General features: G+C 70.4%; 8 protein-coding genes. 7 read left to right on the top strand and 1 reads right to left on the bottom strand.

Annotation, left to right across the window (positions count from 1 at the left end; genetic code table 11):
- Positions 1-145 precede the first annotated feature (145 nt).
- The 7 genes from ACWDNY_RS22900 (at position 146) to ACWDNY_RS22870 (ending at position 16,635) form a co-directional block, all read left to right on the top strand.
- Positions 146-7,147, top strand: a complete 7,002-nt coding sequence (locus ACWDNY_RS22900; protein WP_451647652.1) for a polymorphic toxin-type HINT domain-containing protein — start codon at positions 146-148, stop codon at positions 7,145-7,147.
- A 516-nt stretch (positions 7,148-7,663) separates the two neighbouring features.
- Positions 7,664-7,984: a 50S ribosomal protein L21 gene (gene rplU / locus ACWDNY_RS22895; protein WP_451647651.1), complete on the top strand. Its 321-nt coding sequence runs from the start codon at positions 7,664-7,666 to the stop codon at positions 7,982-7,984.
- Positions 7,985-7,998: 14 nt separating this feature from the next.
- Positions 7,999-8,253, top strand: a complete 255-nt coding sequence (gene rpmA, locus ACWDNY_RS22890; protein ID WP_361502280.1) for a 50S ribosomal protein L27 — start codon at positions 7,999-8,001, stop codon at positions 8,251-8,253.
- Between the two features lie 157 nt (positions 8,254-8,410).
- The gene (obgE, locus tag ACWDNY_RS22885) at positions 8,411-9,847 is read left to right on the top strand and encodes a GTPase ObgE (protein ID WP_451647650.1); all 1,437 of its coding nucleotides are present in this window, start codon (positions 8,411-8,413) and stop codon (positions 9,845-9,847) included.
- A gap of 1,469 nt (positions 9,848-11,316) precedes the next feature.
- Entirely contained in the window at positions 11,317-12,816 is a 1,500-nt protein-coding gene (locus tag ACWDNY_RS22880) for a D-ribitol-5-phosphate cytidylyltransferase (protein ID WP_451647649.1), read from the top strand.
- 234 nt (positions 12,817-13,050) lie between these two features.
- Positions 13,051-15,141, top strand: a complete 2,091-nt coding sequence (locus ACWDNY_RS22875) for a hypothetical protein (protein ID WP_451647656.1) — start codon at positions 13,051-13,053, stop codon at positions 15,139-15,141.
- 288 nt (positions 15,142-15,429) lie between these two features.
- Positions 15,430-16,635 carry a glycosyltransferase family 2 protein gene (locus ACWDNY_RS22870; RefSeq protein WP_451647648.1) on the top strand — a complete coding sequence of 402 codons (1,206 nt, stop codon included), beginning with the start codon at positions 15,430-15,432 and terminating at the stop codon, positions 16,633-16,635.
- A 135-nt stretch (positions 16,636-16,770) separates the two neighbouring features.
- On the opposite strand, the gene ACWDNY_RS22865 is transcribed toward ACWDNY_RS22870, so the two are convergent.
- Positions 16,771-18,204 carry a polysaccharide pyruvyl transferase family protein gene (locus ACWDNY_RS22865; RefSeq protein WP_451647647.1) on the bottom strand — a complete coding sequence of 478 codons (1,434 nt, stop codon included), beginning with the start codon at positions 18,202-18,204 and terminating at the stop codon, positions 16,771-16,773.
- Positions 18,205-18,398 lie beyond the last annotated feature (194 nt).

Genomic DNA, 18,398 nt, shown 5'->3' with positions numbered 1-18,398 from the left:
GCTCCTCTGGCCGAGGAGTTCGAGGGCGCCGACGCCGTCATCCACCTGGCGTGGGTCCGGCACCCCGGTCTCTCACGAGTCCGCCGGGCCCTGGCCCCTGTCCGAGGGGCGTGGCGGCTCTCTCCTCCGACCAGGGAGTTGTCCGATGTTCTTCCATGGCCGCTCACTGAGCCGCCGCATGCCCGGACGGGCGGTCGCCGTGACGGTGTTCGGGCTCTCGCTCGCACTGTCCGCGTCGTCGGTGCAGGCAGCGGCGCTCGACGACGGCACCCGGGGCCGCACCAGCCGCCCCGGTGTCCAGGACGACGGTGATCCCGCCAAGGGATTCGCCGCCAAGACCAGACCCCGCCCCGCAGATCCGGCGCGCAAGGCCGCGGTCAAGGGGCTCGACAAGGCGGTGTGGCCGAAGCGGGGCGGCGCCGAGGTGAGGCTGGGGGCCACCGCGGAGGCGGGCGGCCTGCCCGTCACGGTCACCGAGGCCGCCACCGCGGGGAAGGCCGGCCGAAAGGCCGCCGGGAAGAGCGGGAGCACGGCCGCGGCGCGAGACGCGAAGGCGCCCGGCACGGTGCGCGTCGACGTCCTCGATCCGCAGCGGGCCGCGAAGCTCGGCGCCGGCGTGCTGCTCGGCGTGCAGCGTGCCGACGGCACGGGTCAGGCCGCCAAGGTCCGCCTGACCGTCGACTACTCGCAGTTCGCCGAGGGCTTCGGCGGCTCCTACGCCTCCCGTCTGCAGCTCGTCCAGCTCCCCGCGTGCGCCACCGTGGCCATCCCGGGCAGCAAGGACTGCCCGCAGCAGCCGACGGTGCTGCCGACCGTGAACGACGTGCGGACCGGGACCGTCTCCGCCGACGTGACCGCCGCCCCGGCGCCCGCCGACGGCGTCTCCACCATGGCGGCCACGGCGACCTCGCTGGTCGCGGTCGCGGCGGGACCGTCCGGCGCGCAGGGCACCTACAAGGCGACCGCGCTGTCGCCGTCGGCGAGCTGGAGCGTGTCCACCTCCTCCGGCGCCTTCAACTGGAACTATCCGCTGCGCACCGTCCCGACCCCGGGCGGCATGGTCCCCACCGTGGGCCTCGGCTACTCCTCCCAGTCGGCGGACGGCCGCACCTCGGCCACCAACAACCAGGGCTCCTGGATCGGCGAGGGGTTCTCCTACGACCCCGGCTACATCGAGCGGCGCTACAAGCCCTGCTCCGACGACGGCCACAGCGGCTCCGGTGAGCAGTGCTGGGCGTTCGACAACGCCACGATCATGCTCAACGGCATGTCCGGCGAGCTGGTCAAGGACGACACCACCGGTGACTGGCACCTGTCGGCCGACGACGGCACCAAGGTCGAGAAGCTGACCGGCGCCACGAACGGCGACGAGGGCGGTGCGAGCGACAAGGGCGAGCACTGGAAGGTCACCACCCCCGAGGGCACCGAGTACTGGTTCGGCCTGAACCGCCTGCCGGGCTGGGCCACCGGGAACGAGGAGACCAACTCCGTCTGGACGGCCCCCGTCTTCGGCGACGACTCCGGTGAGCCCTGCTACAACGCCACCTTCACCAGCGCGTACTGCAAGCAGGCGTGGCGCTGGAGCCTGGACTACGTCAAGGACACCCACGGCAACGTGATGTCCTACTTCTACGACCGCGAGACCAACTACTACGCGCTCAACGGCAAGACGGACGTCAACGGCACCGCCTACGACCGCGGCGGCTACCTCGAGCGCATCGACTACGGCCAGACCGACGGCAAGGTGTACGCGGCGAAGGCCCCGGCCCGCGTCGTCTTCGACACCGCCGAACGCTGCCTGCCCACCGCCGACTTCGACTGTGCCGAGAGCAAGCGCACCAAGGCGAACGCCTCCCACTGGCCGGACGTCCCGGTCGACCAGGAGTGCAAGTCCGCCACCAAGTGCACCTCGCCCGTCCAGACCTTCTGGACGACCAAGCGGCTGACGTCGATCGTCACGCAGATGCGCAAGGACGCCACGTCCTACCAGGACGTGGACGCCTGGACGTTCACCCACCTGTTCACCGACAACGGCGACGACTCCAAGACGCTGTGGCTGTCGAGGATCCAGCACGAGGGCCGCGCCGGCACCGCCGAGAAGCTGCCCACCGTGGACCTCTTCGGCGAGCAGCTCGCCAACCGCGTCGACGCGATCGGCGACAACATCGCGCCCTTCCACCGCTTCCGGCTCTCGATGGTCCTCAGCGAGACCGGCGCCCAGCTCGACGTCACCTACGCGCCCACCGACTGCAGCAAGGACGCGCTGCCGAAGCCGGGGGAGTCGGTCAAGCGCTGCTACCCGGTGAAGTGGGCCCCGCCGGGCTACATCGACCCGATCACGGACTGGTTCCACAAGTACGTCGTGTCCGCGGTCATCGAGACGGACCGCACCGGCGGCAGCGATTCGATGGTCACCCGGTACGACTACCAGGGTGACGCGGCCTGGCGTAAGGCGAAGCCGGACGGCATCACCGACGACAAGTACCTGACCTGGGGCGGCTGGCAGGGCTACGGCAAGGTCAAGGTCACCAGCGGCACGTCCGACCAGCAGACCACGCGGGTCGACTACACGTTCCTGCAGGGCATGGACGGGGACAAGGCCGCCGACGGCTCCACCCGGTCGGTGCAGGTGAAGGACTCCACCGGCGCCGAGTACACGGACGCGGAGGAGTTCACCGGCCACGAGCTGGAAGTGGCCACCTACGACGGCGGCAAGCTGATCTCCAAGACGATCCAGGCGCCGTGGAAGCACTACACCGCCACCCAGACCCGCAGCTGGGGCACCACCCGCGCGTCGATCGTGCGCACCCAGACCGGCCGCGGCTTCGACCTGAAGTCCGACGGCACCTGGCGCGAGACGAAGTCGACGACGACGTACGACACCGCGGGCGGCACCGGCCGGGTCCTGCAGGTCGACGACCAGGGCGACGTCTCCACCACCAAGGACGACTCCTGCACCCGCACCACGTACGCGGACAACACGGCGAAGAACATCCTCTCCCTGCCCGCGCGCAGTGAGTCGGTGTCGGTGAGGTGCTCGGCCACCCCGGACCGCAAGACCCAGGTCCTGGCGGACGAGCGCACCTCGTACGACAACCTCGCCTTCGGCGCGGCCCCCACCAAGGGCGACGCGACGAAGACCGAGCGCCTGACGGCACACGACGGCACCACGGCGACATACCAGGTCACCGGCACCACGACCTACGACTCCTACGGCCGCCCGCTGTCCCAGAAGGACGCCAAGCTCAACGAGACGAAGACCGACTACACCGAGACCAACGGCCTGCTGACGAGGACGGCCGTCACCAACGCGCGCGGCCACGTCACGACCACCGACTACGCCCCCGCCTGGGGTATGTCGTCCGGCCAGACCGACCCGAACGGCAAGCGGACGGACCTCGCCTACGACGCGCTGGGTCGGCTGACCTCCGTGTGGCTGGCCGACCGGGCCAAGACGCAGACGCCGAGCATCAAGTACTCGTACAACGTCCGCAAGGACAAGGTCACCTCGATCAAGACCGAGAAGATCGAGAACGACGGCTCCTACGGCGCCGAGTACCAGCTCTACGACAGCATGCTCAGGCCCCGGCAGATCCAGACCGAGGGGGCCGACGGCAGCCGCATGGTCGCCGACACCTTCTATGACGGCACCGGCAATGTCAGGAAGACCAACTCGACGTACAACGCGGCCGGAGCGGCCTCGGACGAGCTGCTGCTCGTGCACAACGGGGAGGTCGGCGCGCAGAGCCTCCTGGAGTACGACGGCCTGGGCCGGACCACCGCCCAGATCTTCGCGGTCTCCGGCGTCGAGCAGTGGCGCACCACGACCACCTACGACGGCGAGCTGACCCACGTCGACCCGCCGGCCGGCGGCGTGCCCACCACGACGATCACGGACGGCCAGGGCAACACGGCGGAGATCCGGCACTACCGGGGCTCGTCGCCGGGCGCGGGCGTGCCGTACGACTCGACGAAGTACACGTACACGCCCGCGGGCAAGCTGGAGACGGTCACCGACGCCAAGGGCAACGTCTGGCGCTACGAGTACGACCAGCTGGGCCGCAAGACGAAGTCGGTCGACCCGGACGCGGGCACCTCGCGCACGGAGTACGACGAGCTGGACCGGCCGGTCGTCACCTACGACGGCCGCAACAAGAAGACCTCCACGGTCTACGACCAGCTCGGCCGCGTCCTGACCACCTGGCAGGGCGACCCGGACACCGGCACCAAGCTCACCGAGACCAAGTACGACAAGGCGGGCTGGCTCGGGCAGGCCTACGGCTTCCTGAGCTACGTCTCCCCGACGGAGTACTTCGCCACGGCCGTCCAGTCGATGGACGACTTCTACCGCCCCCTGAAGACGGCCTACCAGGTCCCGACGTCGCAGGGTTCGCTGGCCGGCACGTACGTCTTCAGCACGACCTACAACCGCGACGGCACGGTCCAGGGCACCGGCCTGCCCGCCATCGGCGACCTGCCGGCGGAGGCGCTGACCTACACGTATGACTCCCTGCAGCGCCCGGTCACGATGACGGGCACCACGTCGTACGTCACCAACACCGTCTACTCGAAGGACAGCGAGCTCCAGCAGCTGGAGCTGTCCACCGGGACCGGCAAGAAGGTCTGGCAGACCTTCGACTACGAGAAGGGCACCGACCGGCTGACCCGCTCGGTGGTCGACGTCTACGGCGCGACAGCCCCGGCCAAGGAGTCGAACTACTCCTACGACCAGGCGGGCAACGTCCTGTCCATCGCGGACACGGCGAACTCCGCCGCGCCCGACGTGCAGTGCTTCGCCTACGACAGCCGGCAGCGGCTGGCGGACGCGTGGACTCCGGCGTCGTCGGCGGCGGACGCGGCCGGCACGGGCTCCCGCGGCTCCACGGCGCCGCTGGACGGTACCGGCCCCAAGGCCTGTGCGGCGGCCCCCGGCGCGAGCGCGCTCGGCGGCCCGGCCCCGTACTGGAAGTCCTACGAGACCGACGCCATCGGCAACCGCGTCTCGGAGACCCTCCACGACACCGGCCGGGACGCGGCGAAGAACATCACCCGCAGCTACGAGTACGGCGGCGCGGGCGCCCAGGGCGACGGCCCGCACCAGGTCACCAGGGTGACGGAGCGGACGCCCACCGGTGACCGGCAGTCGACGTACGAGTACGACGACGCGGGCAACACCACCAAGCGGACGATCGGGGGCAACGCGCAGTCCCTGGCCTGGACGGACACGGGCAAGCTGAGCGAGGTCACCGAGGCGAACGGCGCGAAGACGACGTACCTGTACGACGGATCCGGCAACCGTCTGGTCCGCAAGGACCCGTCCGGCACGACCGTCTACCTGCCCGGCACCGAGCTCAAGCTGTCGGCCGACGGCACGAAGAAGGAGGTGACCCGCTACTACGAGTACGGCGGTCAGACCGTGGCGGTCCGTGACGGGGGCAAGCTGTCCTTCGTCGCCTCCGACCACCACGGCACCGGCGAGCTGGCGATCGACTCCGCGACCGGCACGATCTCCCAGCGACGCTTCGACCCCTTCGGCGTGGAACGGGGCGAGAAGACCGGCACCTGGCCGGGGGAGAAGGGCTTCGTCGGGGGCACGATCGACTCCTCGACCGGCCTGACGCACCTGGGCGCACGGGAGTACGACGCCCAGATCGGCAAGTTCATCTCCGTCGACCCGGTCATCGACTACACCCAGCCGCAGCAGATCAACGGCTACGCCTACGCCAACAACTCCCCGGTCACGCACGCCGACCCCAGCGGCATGATCATCCCGGAGTGCTGGGAGGGCCTGATCGAGTGCCGTGGCGGCAAGCCGTACTTCCCGAAGGACCCGGTCGAGAAGGCTCAGTCGAGCTACGACAACGCCGCGTCGAACGTGGCGGCGGCGCAGTCGCAGCAGGCTTCCGCCAAGCAGCGCATCAAGTCCGCGGGCAAGGCGCTCGTCAAGATCGTCCGGGACATCCTCGGCGTCGACGCGGCCCTCGACTGCATCTCCAGCGGTGACGTCGGTGCCTGCGGCGAGACCCTGCTCAACATCGCCGGCAGCTTCGCGGGCGGCCTGGCGGGGAAGATCCTCGCCAAGTACGGGGCGCCGTGGAAGTGGGCCAAGGGGCTCAAGCTCGCCAAGCGGGTGACCAACCTGGTCGGCGATCTCATCGGCGGCGCGAAGGACCTGTGGAAGGCCAGCAAGGCGGTCGGCAAAGCCAAGACCGGCCTGGCCAAGGCCGCGGACAAACTGGCGGAGGCCAGAAAGAAGGCTGCGGCGGCCCGTAAGAAGAAGGGGGCTGCCGACGACGCGGGCTCGTGTCCCATCGGCGGAAAGCACAGCTTCCTGCCGGGCACGAAGGTCCTGCTCGCCGACGGCACCACCAAGCCGATCGAGCGCGTTGAGCTCGGCGACAAGATCACCGTCACCGACCCCAAAACGGGCGGGACGACGGTGCGCGAGGTCGTCGGCACGATCGTCACCGAGGACGACAAGCACTTCGTTGATTTGACCATCAAGGGCAAATCCGGCAAGGCTGAAGCCCTGGTCTCCACCACGACGCACCCCTTCTGGGTGGACTCCGAACAGGCGTGGATCGAAGCCGGCGATCTCAAGCCGGGCATGCGACTCCACACAGCGGGCGGAGACTCGATCGACCTCACAGGCGTTCGCTCCTTCGAGCGACGCCAACGGACGCATGACCTCACGGTCAGTGGCGTGCACACCTACTACGTTGGTGCGGGGACGACGCCTCTCCTCGTACACAACTGTGGTGACGAAGCCGACGAGGATCTGCTCGACTTCGCCGATGACGCTCTGGGAACCCCCGCGGCTGACCGTCCCAACGTCGCGACCAAGATCACCTCAGCGGACGGCAAGCACTCCGAGCTGCGGTACTCCTCGGACACCCGCACCGGTTCTCTCCCGCCGCAAACCGCGCGGGCGGTGGCCGATTCCGGCCATCACGGAGGGTGCGGCGAAGTCAATTGCGCGGCTGCATTCGAGTCCGCAGGCATCCCATTGGAGGGGGCAACATTCCAATCGGTGAAGATTGGCGGTGGCGCCAGGGGCAACACTTATCCGATGGAGGAACACCTGGAGCCTCTCGGGCCGTGCCCGGCATGTCGGCGTTTCCTGCCGCTCATCGGAGGAAAGGGGTGACGCATGGCTGTCCCTCCCGAACTGCACGCGGCGACACGACACCTTCGCGCTGTACGCGCGCGCAAGCCGGAAGCTGCGGCAGGTGCGGAAAGTTTCGCTGCGTGGCGCGAGGAAGTGGCGGACGCACTGGATCGGCTGGCCGGTGTCCTGATCTTCGAGGAGGACCGTCGCAGGGCTCGCTCGGAGGCGGCGGCCGCCCGTGCCGAGGCCGCGAGCATGCGGAAGGGCTGAGCGAGTCGGTCGCTCCAGATCCTTCCGCGGCTGTGCCACGCGGCAGCCACCGTCAGCGTTGAAGCCGCAACGCCCGGGTGCCCCATCAGATGTCTTCCGGTGGGGCACCCGGTTTGACCCCCCAAGCCGGGCCCCGTAACCTAGACCGTCGGCGTGTCCGCTGACGCGCCGCATCCCGTAAACCTCTTCCTCCCGGGCACGTGCCGTGACCGGGAGAGGCCGTCCGCGTGTGTCGCAGGGCTGCTGGACTGCGGGGTTCCGTTCCGAGCAGAGAGTGAGATCCGCGTGTACGCCATCGTGCGCAGCGGTGGTCGCCAGCACAAGGTTGCTGTCGGCGACATCGTTGAGGTTGACAAGATTTCCACCGCCCAGGTCGGCGACACGGTCGAGCTCTCGACCCTGCTGCTCGTCGACGGTGACGCCGTGACCAGCGACCCGTGGGTGCTGGCCGGCGTCAAGGTCCAGGCCGAGGTCGTGGACCACCACAAGGGCCAGAAGATCGACATTCTGCGCTACAAGAACAAGACCGGCTACCGTCGCCGGCAGGGCCACCGCCAGCAGTACACGGCGCTCAAGGTCACCGAGATCCCCACGGCTGCGAAGTAAGGGACTGAACAGAGATGGCACACAAGAAGGGCGCATCGTCCACCCGGAACGGTCGCGACTCCAATGCCCAGCGGCTCGGCGTGAAGCGCTTCGGCGGTCAGGTCGTGAACGCCGGTGAGATCCTGGTCCGCCAGCGCGGCACCCACTTCCACCCGGGCGCGGGCGTCGGCCGCGGCGGCGACGACACGCTGTTCGCGCTGCAGGCCGGTGCGGTGGAGTTCGGCAGCCACCGTGGCCGCAGGGTCGTGAACATCGTTCCGGTCGCCTGAATCGCCTGATCCAGGCGCCGGCCGAACGCTACGCGAGGCGGACCTCACTTCCCGGGCGGGAAGGCGGGTCCGCCTTTCGCGTGTTACGCAGGAAAGAACACCCCTACGTACGCCATTCGTACGTACCCGAGTACCGAAGTGCTGGAGGCACCCCACCATGACCACCTTCGTGGACCGCGTCGAACTCCACGTCGCCGCGGGTAACGGAGGCCACGGCTGTGCCTCCGTACACCGCGAGAAGTTCAAGCCGCTCGGCGGCCCGGACGGCGGCAACGGCGGACGCGGCGGAGACGTGATCCTCACCGTCGACCAGTCCGTCACCACCCTCCTCGACTACCACCACTCCCCGCACCGCAAGGCCACCAACGGCAAACCCGGCGAGGGTGGCAACCGCTCCGGCAAGGACGGCGAGGACCTGGTCCTGCCGGTGCCGGACGGCACGGTGGTGCTCGACAGGGCGGGCAACGTCCTCGCCGACCTGGTCGGGCACGGCACGTCCTTCGTCGCCGCCCAGGGCGGCCGCGGCGGGCTCGGCAACGCAGCCCTGGCCTCGGCCCGGCGCAAGGCGCCCGGCTTCGCCCTGCTCGGCGAACCCGGCGACCTGCAGGACATCGTCCTTGAGCTGAAGACCGTCGCCGACGTGGCGCTGGTCGGCTACCCGAGCGCCGGCAAGTCGTCGCTGATCTCCGTCCTCAGCGCGGCGAAGCCGAAGATCGCCGACTACCCGTTCACGACCCTGGTGCCGAACCTGGGCGTGGTCACGGCCGGCTCGACCGTCTACACGATCGCCGACGTCCCCGGCCTGATCCCGGGCGCCAGCCAGGGCAAGGGGCTGGGCCTGGAGTTCCTGCGCCACGTGGAGCGCTGCAGCGTGCTCGTGCACGTGCTGGACACGGCGACCCTGGAGTCCGACCGCGACCCCGTCTCCGACCTCGACATCATCGAGGAGGAGCTGCGGCAGTACGGCGGCCTCGACAACCGTCCGCGGATCGTCGTCCTGAACAAGATCGACGTGCCGGACGGCAAGGACCTCGCCGACATGGTCCGCCCCGACCTCGAGGCGCGCGGCTACCGCGTCTTCGAGGTGTCGGCGGTGGCGCACATGGGTCTGAAGGAGCTGTCGTACGCGCTCGCCGAACTGGTCGCCCGGGCGCGCGCCGCCAGGCCGAAGGAGGAGGCGACGCGGATCGTCATCCGGCCGAAGGCCGTGGACGACGCGGGCTTCACGGTCACCCGCGAGGACGACGGGCTGTTCCGGGTCCGCGGCGAGAAGCCCGAGCGCTGGGTGCGGCAGACCGACTTCAGCAACGACGAGGCCGTGGGCTACCTGGCCGACCGCCTCAACCGCCTCGGCGTCGAGGAGGAGTTGATGAAGGCGGGGGCCCGGTCCGGTGACGGCGTCGCCATCGGCCCCGAGGACAACGCGGTCGTCTTCGACTGGGAGCCGTCGGTCATGGCCGGCGCGGAGATGCTGGGACGGCGCGGCGAGGACCACCGCTTCGAGGCGCCCCGTCCGGCCGCGCAGCGCCGCCGCGACCGGCAGGTCGAGCGCGACGAGGCCGACCGCGACTTCGACGGTTTTGAACCGTTCTAAGAGCTGACCCGTAATCCGCGGTGGATCGGCGCGCGGCGTCGGATGCGGTGCGTCGCAAGGCGGAGGGTCGTCCTCGTACTGGGCGTATTCGGGCGATCCGGCAGCGCGGCGAGGTGCCGTAGCTGTCGTCGTGCGCCCGCCGGGGATTGCGGGACCGCCCTCAGCGGTCCGGACGAGCTCACCGGCCCGGGCAGGCACGGTCCGGCCTGCGGGCCCCCGTGTGCCGGACCGCACGTCCGGAACCGGCGCGGAGCCTGGGACCTCTTCGGGTCCCAGGCTCCTTTCAGCTCCGGTCGAGACTCAGCTCCCACCGTCTCCTCGTCATGGAGGGGCCCCCGCCGCCGGTCCGAGTTCCCCGCCCACCGGTTCGCACAGGACCGGCGCCACCCCATCCACGCGGCCCCGCAGCGAAGGCGCACCCCGGCGGTACGGCGGCGCACTCCCGGCGGTGTGCCGGTGCCGGAAGCGGGGAGCCCCGCGGGGTCGATCCCGCGGCCGGCCGGCGCCGTACCGGACGACCGGACCGGCCGGGTCGCCGTCGTGGTGGCCGACGGCCGGGACGGAGAGGGACCGGTACGGGTCCTGCGGGTCCTGGAAGCGGTTCCCGGCCTTCCCGGTGGACTTCCGCGGCCCGCGCCGGACACGGCGAATCCACCGCGCCGAAATGCCGCGGAAACTCAATGGGGAATTCCGTGGCAATGGACTTCTGGTCGCGCCGTATTCGCGACCGGTCCGTAACGGCGCGGTCATGCATATGAAGAACACGTGCAGTCCGACCTCCGGGCGGACGGATCACCGTCCCGTGCCCGGGCCGCCGCCGCTCTCGTCGCGGACGGCACCGGGTCGGCGGCGCCGCCGGGAGCCGCCGTGTGCGGGTGACAGGGACACGGACCCGCCGTCCGCCGTGCCGCTGCCGGTGGGCGGGCCGGCCGCGACGCCCCGCCCGCACCCGCGAACCGGGCGCTGCGAGGGGCGACCGGCGCGGGCGCTTCCGGGCCGGGCGTGGGCCGGAGCGAACGCGGCCGGCGCGCCCGACGCGTGGAGTAACCTCGCCGCGTCCTCGGGCGCCGTGACCCGTGGAAAGGCAGGAGTGACCGATGGGGGCCGGGTCGGTCGCGGCGGCCGGCCGGACGAACCTGCCGCGGCGGCGCCCGGTCCGGGACGGCGGCCGGAGTGCAGCGGAGCCGGACCGGGCGTGGTGCCGGGGAGGCGGAGCGGGGCGCCGGTCACGCCGAGCCGACGGCTCGTCACGCACCGCCAGAGAAGGCGTCACGTACGGCAATCGCAGGCCCTGTGGAGTTACTCACAGGAATTCCAGAGCTCTTTGTGAAGGGCTTCGCCCGCACGCCAGCACCGCAAGGTGAATGACGGGTTGCGCGCGCTTATGCGCCTGGCGTCGCTCACCTTGCACAGCGGTAACCGAAAGTGGGAGCATTTCCGAGTTCCCGTTGCCCCGAGGTAGGTCACCTGTGTCCCAGCACATAGCCAAGCCCCGTACCACCGCAGTGATCCTGGCGGGCGGTACCGGCCAGCGCGTGGGTCTGTCGATCCCCAAGCAGTTGCTGAAGATCGCCGGCAAGGCAGTCATCGAGCACACCCTGACCACCTTCGAGAAGGCGGACTCCATCGACGACGTCATCGTGCTGATGGCACCGGGCTACGTGCCCGATGTCGAGAGGATCGTGGCGAAGGCCGGGTTCCGGAAGGTCTCCCGCATCATCGAGGGCGGCGCGACGCGGAACGAGACCACCGAGCGCGCCATCGCCGCGCTCGGCGAGGGCCTCTCCGAGGGCGAGGACGCCAACGTCCTCTTCCACGACGCGGTGCGGCCGCTGCTGTCGCAGCGCGTCATCGACGACTGCGTGGCCGCCCTGGAGCGCTACCAGGCCGTCGACGTCGCCATCCCGTCCGCGGACACCATCATCGTGACCCGGACCCACGGTGAGGACGGCGAGTTCATCACCGAGATCCCGGACCGCTCCCGCCTGCGTCGCGGCCAGACGCCGCAGGCCTTCAAGCTGTCCACCATCCGCCGCGCCTACGAGGTCGCCGCCGGCGACCCCAACTTCCAGGCCACGGACGACTGCTCCGTCGTGCTCAAGTACCTGCCGAACGTGCCGATCCACGTCGTCGCGGGTGACGAGTACAACATGAAGGTGACGCAGCCCGTCGACGTCTTCATCGCCGACAAGCTCTTCCAGCTGGCCTCGACCGCCGCCCCCGAGCAGAACGGCGAGGAGGCGTACCGCGAACTGCTCACCGGCAAGACGGTCGTCATCTTCGGCGGCTCGTACGGCATCGGCAAGGACATCGCCGAACTCGCCGGGTCCTACGGCGCGCACGTCTACGCCCTGGGCCGTTCCACCACCGGCACCCACGTGGAGAACCCGGAGGAGGTCGACGACGCGCTGTCGAAGGCGTACGGGGAGACCGGGCGCATCGACTACGTCGTCAACACCGCGGGCGTGCTGCGCATCGGCAAGCTGGCCGAGACGGACAACGCCACCATCGAGGAGGCGCTGAAGGTCAACTACCTGGCCCCGGTGCAGATCGCGCGCTCGTCCTACAAGTACCTGGCCGAGACCAAGGGCCAGTTGCTGCTGTACACCTCCAGCAGCTACACCCGCGGCCGGGCCGAGTACAGCCTCTACTCCTCGACCAAGGCCGCCATGGTGAACCTCACCCAGGCGCTCTCCGACGAGTGGGCCGGCGACGGCATCCGCGTCAACTGCATCAACCCCGAGCGCACCGCCACGCCGATGCGGACCAAGGCCTTCGGCCAGGAGCCCGCGGGCACCCTGCTGTCCTCCGAGGCCGTGGCGCGCACCTCGCTCGACGTGCTGCTGTCGGAGCTGACGGGACACGTCATCGACGTCCGTCAGCAGGACCCGACGGCCGTCGCCGGCAGGGCCTCCGGCTTCGAGCAGGCGCTGGCCGGCGTGCTGGACCGACAGGACGGCGTGGCATGATCCACCACCAATAGCGGTTTGTTGTTCAGGCCTCTGTGGTTGCCCGCTGGCGGAGCTTCACAGGGGCCTGAATGCGTAGGTTTCCCCTATTCGCCCCGCACGTCCTTTTCCCGCCAAATCCACAATTCCCCCTTTTCGGCGGTTCAAGACCGTGCACTGATAAGATCGACAAAACCGGCACCCCCTCTCAGAGCAGGTTCCCCCGTGATATCCACCGCTATTCGCGTCGCCCGGGTGGGCAGCGCGGCCGAGCTGGCCGCGGCGGCCCTCATGACGCTGGGCTTCCCCTGCCTCATGCTGGCCGCGCTCCTGCCGAGCGTGTACGCCTTCGCGGCCGCGGCCGCCGTGACGTACCTGGCGGACCACTATCTGCACCGCAAGGGCAGCTATCTGATCGACCGGCTCGGCAGGATCCGCGCCGGGCTGGCGATCCGCTTCCTGATCCGGCAGCTGCTGCTGGTCCTGCTGGTGGCCCGGCTGTCCCTCTCGGACGACCTGACCTTCTACGGCGCCATCGCCTGCTTCATCGCCTTCTACGGCCTCCAGGCCCCGCAGGGCGCCCTCGCCACCCTGATCCAGCACCGCCGCACCATGCCGGTGGCCACCCGCAACGTCGACCTGGCCTCGCGCATCCGCATCCCGGACGCGCCCCCGAGGCTGCTGCTGCGCCGCTCCGGCGAGAAGATGCTCCACCTCGACCTCGCGGCCGTCGCGGGCCTGCTCGTCGCCGGTGCCACCGACTCGCCCACGGCGGGATTCGCCGGCATGGCCGTCACGCTCGGCCTGGGCGCCCTGTACGTGCTCGCCCTGGTGCCCTACGTCCGGGGCCGGAGCGTCCCGCCGAAGGCCGGCAAGGTCCTCGCCGCCCTCGGCGGCTGGCTGCGCGACTACCGGCCCGAGACGGTGCTGTACTTCTCCGGCTCCAAGGACTCCGCCTACCAGGTCAACATGTGGCTGGAGACGATGGAGCAGCTGGACACCCGGCCGCTGATCATCCTGCGCGAGCACGTCATCCTGGAGAACCTGGCGCCCACCACGGTCCCCGTCGTCTGCGTGCCGGGAGGGGTGCACCTGATGAACATGGACCTGTCCACGGTGCGCGTCACGCTCTACGCGGCGAACGTCGGCAAGAACATCCACATGCTGCGCGTGCCCACCATGAAGCACGTCTTCATCGGCCACGGCGACAGCGACAAGCTGGCCAGCGTCAACCCGTTCAGCAAGGTGTACGACGAGGTGTGGACCGCCGGCCGCGCAGGCCGCGACCGCTACGCCATCGCCGACGTCGGCGTGCGGGACGAGGACATCGTCGAGGTCGGCCGGCCGCAGCTGGCGCCGATCCAGGGCCGGCAGGGCGTGCCCGCGGGCCATGTCCCGACCGTGCTGTACGCCCCCACCTGGGAGGGCTGGGACGACAACCCGGGCAACACCTCCCTCCTCCTGGCGGGGGAGAACATCGTGCGCAGGCTCGTCCGGGCCGACCCCCCGGTCCGGGTCCTGTACAAGCCGCACCCCTTCACCGGCACCCGCAGCCCGCGCGCGAAGGCCGCGCACCAGCGGATCACCGCCCTGGTGGAGAAGGCCGCCGCCGAGCGCGCCGCCGACCCGCGCTTCGCCGCCGAGACCACCGCCCACGCCGAGGTCAAGGCGCGGGCCCAGGCGGACCTGGCGCGTATCGGGGCGCGGCTCGCCGAGCTCACCCGCAGTGCCGACGACAAGGGCGACCAGGCCCAGGCGACCCGTGACGGCCTGGTCGACCTGCCGCGGCACGAGGAGATCGCCCGGCTGCGCGCCGAGTGGAACGACGCCTACTGGCGTTCCGCCGGCAACTGGCAGCACCGCGTGATCACCGGCTCCGAGCCGCGGCTGTACGACTGCTTCAACGTCTCCGACGCGATGGTCTCCGACATCTCCAGCGTGGTCTCCGACTTCATCGCCAGCGGCAAGCCGTACGCGGTGACGGACTCCGCCGGGCTGGGCGCGGAGGAGTTCAAGCGGCAGAACACCGCCGTGCGCGCCGCGGTCATCCTCTCCAACACCGCGGCCGAGCTGGACGAACTGCTGGCCGCGGTGCGTGAGCCCGCCGCCGACCCGCTGGCCGAGGACCGTGCGGAGCTGCGGCGGTACCTGCTCGGCCCGGACGAGCCGAAGTCCATCGACCGGTTCAACGAGGCCGTCGCCCAGCTCGCCCTCAAGGCCGAGGCCCGCAACGTGAGCCAGGCGGCGCGGGCCGCGGCCGTCGGCGGACCGGCGGTACCGGCCGCGGTGCTGCCGGGGCAGCGGGTGGCGTCGGCCGGCGAGACGGACGGCGTGGTCGCGGGCTGACGCCCGGCGCCGTCGTCCGGCCGGCGCGGAAGCCCTGTCACGGACGCGAACGGCCCGGTCCCCGGAGGAGTGATCCCCCGCGGACCGGGCCGTTCGCCGTCTCCCGCCCGCCCCGTCTACAGTGTCCTGTCGGTCGCCCCTGTGATCCGCGTCACTGGGACGCACGTCCCGGGCAACCGCTCGTCGGGGGCAGCCGTCTTGCAAGGGGTGGCGGACACGGCGCCGGGGAGAACGGCCCGTGGCACCAGGGTGAACAGTGGCCGGGGGAAGCAGTGACCAGGGGGACGAGTGACGGTGACGCAACCTGATGTCAGTGTGATCATCGGGGCGTACGAGGCGATGCCGTATCTGGTGGAGTGCCTGGCCTCCGTCGAGGCACAGACCATCGATCCGGAGCGCGTCGAGGTCATCGCGGTCGACGACGGATCGACGGACGGCACCGGGGCGTGCCTGGACGAGTTCGCCGCCCGCGCGCCGATGGCCGTCTCGGTCGTCCACCAGCAGAACTCCGGCGGCCCCAGCGGCCCGCGCAACGTCGGTCTCGCCAAGGCTGCCGGCCGCTACGTCTTCTTCCTGGACGCCGACGACCGCCTCGGGCCCGAGGCCCTGGAGCGCATGGTCGCCATGGCCGACCGCAACGGCACGGACGTCGTGCTGGGCAGGGTCGAGGGGATCAACCGCAAGGCTCCCCGGTCGATGTGGGGCAGGACGCTGGAGCGCACCGACGTCCACTCCTCCAACATCAAGTTCACGCTCAGCGCCCAGAAGCTGTTCCGCCGCGAACTGCTCGAACGGCACGGGATGCGCTTCGACGAGTCGCTGTTCACCGGTGAGGACGCGCTGTTAACCATGGAGGCCTATCTGCGGGCCGACGGCGTCTCCGTGATCAGCGACTACACCTGCTACTACCTGGTCGGCCGCGACGACGGCAAGCACGTGACGAAGAGCGGCAGCTACACCTTGCGCTTCGACTCCGCACGCGCCCTGATGAAGCTGATCGCGGAGCTGGTCCCGGCGGGCTCCCGGCGGGACGGCCTCATGGTCCGCCCGTTCCTCGTGACGGTGCTTCCGCAGTTCGGGCCGGGCTTCCTGAGGAACAGCGAGGAGGTGCGCGCGAACAAACTGGCGCTGGCCAGACCGCTGATGGACGCGTACTGGAACGAGGGCGTCGCCTACCGCCTCAAGGTCCACGAACGGCTGCGCCTGCACCTGGTGGCCCGGCAGCGCCCGGACCTCCTCGTGGACGTCCTGGAGTTCATCCGGGCCAAGAAGGAGCCGACTCCCCACCTGGAGAAGCGGGGCACCCGCGCCTACCTCGGCTATCCCCACTTCCGCTCGCGACAGGCGGGCGTCCCCGACTGGGTCTACCTGGCCGAGCCGCGCGAGGCCCGCGCCGTCCCGGGCTGGCGGGAGACGCCGAGCGCGTCGTTACTGCGCCGCGGGGCCCGCAAGGTCCGGCGGATGCTGCGGCAGCGGCGGACCGCGGCGGCCTGATCGACGGCCGGTCCCGGCCCATCGCCGGTCCCGATCGACGACAGGCCCTGATCCGGCCGGTCCCGGTCCACGCGAGGCCCGGTCCCGACGGGGCCGGCCCCCAGGGAGAGCGGGCCCCACGGGACACTTCCTGCCCTACTCCCGCCCCGGCCGCAGTGCCCGGCGGATCGGCCGTCCCACCGCGCGACGCGCCCGGCGGTAGACGGACGTCGACGAACCGGACGCGGCGGTCCTGGCCGCGGTGGCGGCCTTGGCGCTCGCCCTGCTGCCGGCCAGTTCCCGCTTCAACCGGGCGTTGTCGGCGGAGAGTTCGGACACCTGCTGGTGCAGCCAGCCGAACCGGGACGCGAGCGAGGCGAGATCGGTGTCGTTCCAGGGGCGGATGCCCGGCGGGAAGGACAGCGACCGCAGGCGTTCCTCGAAGGCCGCGCCGCCGTCGCCGTGCGTGAAGGTGTTCTCCAGCCCGTTCTTGTCCAGGAACGCCGTGAAACGCTCGAAGCGCTCCCGGTGGCCGCCGGTCAGCGCGCCGAAGTCGGCCTCCTCGTACAGCAGGGCCGGGTCGATGTCGGCAGGCGTCCTGTCGAGCCGCCGGTGCGGGATGCCGAAGTAGCGGCAGAGCTCCAGCGTCCGCGAGTCGCCGCACAGCACGGTCGCCGGCGTGCCCGCGAGCAGCGCCGCGATGTTGCCGTGGATGCGCGAGCCGAACGAGAAGTCGAACTCCCGCAGGTCGTCGATCCAGGTCACCGGGTCGATGTACACGCGGACCTTGTCCTCGCGGTACATCGGGTGGTCCGGGTGCGTGGGCATCAGGGTGACCCGGCCCGCCGGGGAGTCCACGTCCCGCCAGTGCAACTGCCGTGCGTCGGTGGTGTTCTGGCCGATGTAGCGCAGGTGCGGGTAGTGCGCGTGGGTGCGGGTGATGATCCTGTGCAGCCCTCCGCGCACCGCGCTGTGCGAGCCGTTGACCGCGATCCGGGATTCGGGGGTCAGCGCCGCCGCCCGCTTGTCCACGGTGAGCTCCGGGCCGTGGAGGAACATCGACGGGCAGCCGATCACCTCGACGTCCCGGAAGCCCATGTCGTTCAGATAGCGCTCGGTGAACTCGCCGCGCACCCCGATGGACGCGCTGTGGTCCAGCACCGCGGCGCAGAAGTCGCGCACGCTGGTCTCCATGACCTTCAGCCGCGCCGGGTCGTACTCCACACCGCTCTGCGCGCCGACGCCCAGGACCACCACCGGGATCCTGAGCTTCCTGATCAGCCGCGTCAGACGCTTCAGGGCCGGCTCGAACGACGGCCGGAAGGCGTTGGCGAGCGGTATGACGAAGGCGTCGTACTCCTCGTTGATCCGGCCCGCCGCCGACACCTCCGTCCGCATGCCGTTCGAGACGACCTCGGCGCCCGGCGTGGTGAGGATCTTGTGGGCGGCGTCGCTGAAGATCAGGTTGCCGGAGTTGGTCGCGACGACGTCCCGGTGGATGGCCTCTTCGAGGGGGACGACGTCGAACGGGCTCTTGCCCGATCGGAGGAGTATGCGCTTGTGGACGGTAGGTGGCACGCCGCTCACCATAAGTTTGTTCGTTCTTTGATTTCTATGCGGAACCCGCACAATCTTTTTGCCGTGCGCGTTTCGTGAGCGAACAGTTACGTGCCCGCTACATGGGTGCACGGGTTCTCGCCTTTCGCCCGCATCGTCCGGGTGGTGGACCGGCGCGCGGCGGGCCATCCGCTTCGCGTAGATTCGGGCGGAGCGGGGCGGTCGGA

The sequence above is a fragment of the Streptomyces sp. NPDC003697 genome (genome assembly GCF_053587115.1).
Note: the sequence above shows the minus strand (reverse complement) of the source record. Positions and strands in the feature narration are given on the sequence as shown.

Bases quoted from the DNA above. Each gene is read 5' to 3' on its own strand.
- rpmA (WP_361502280.1), top strand. From the start codon at position 7,999: ATGGCACACAAGAAGGGCGCATCGTCCACCCGGAACGGTCGCGACTCC.
- ACWDNY_RS22900 (WP_451647652.1), top strand. From the start codon at position 146: ATGTTCTTCCATGGCCGCTCACTGAGCCGCCGCATGCCCGGACGGGCG.
- obgE (WP_451647650.1), top strand. From the start codon at position 8,411: ATGACCACCTTCGTGGACCGCGTCGAACTCCACGTCGCCGCGGGTAAC.
- ACWDNY_RS22865 (WP_451647647.1), bottom strand. From the start codon at position 18,204: ATGGTGAGCGGCGTGCCACCTACCGTCCACAAGCGCATACTCCTCCGA.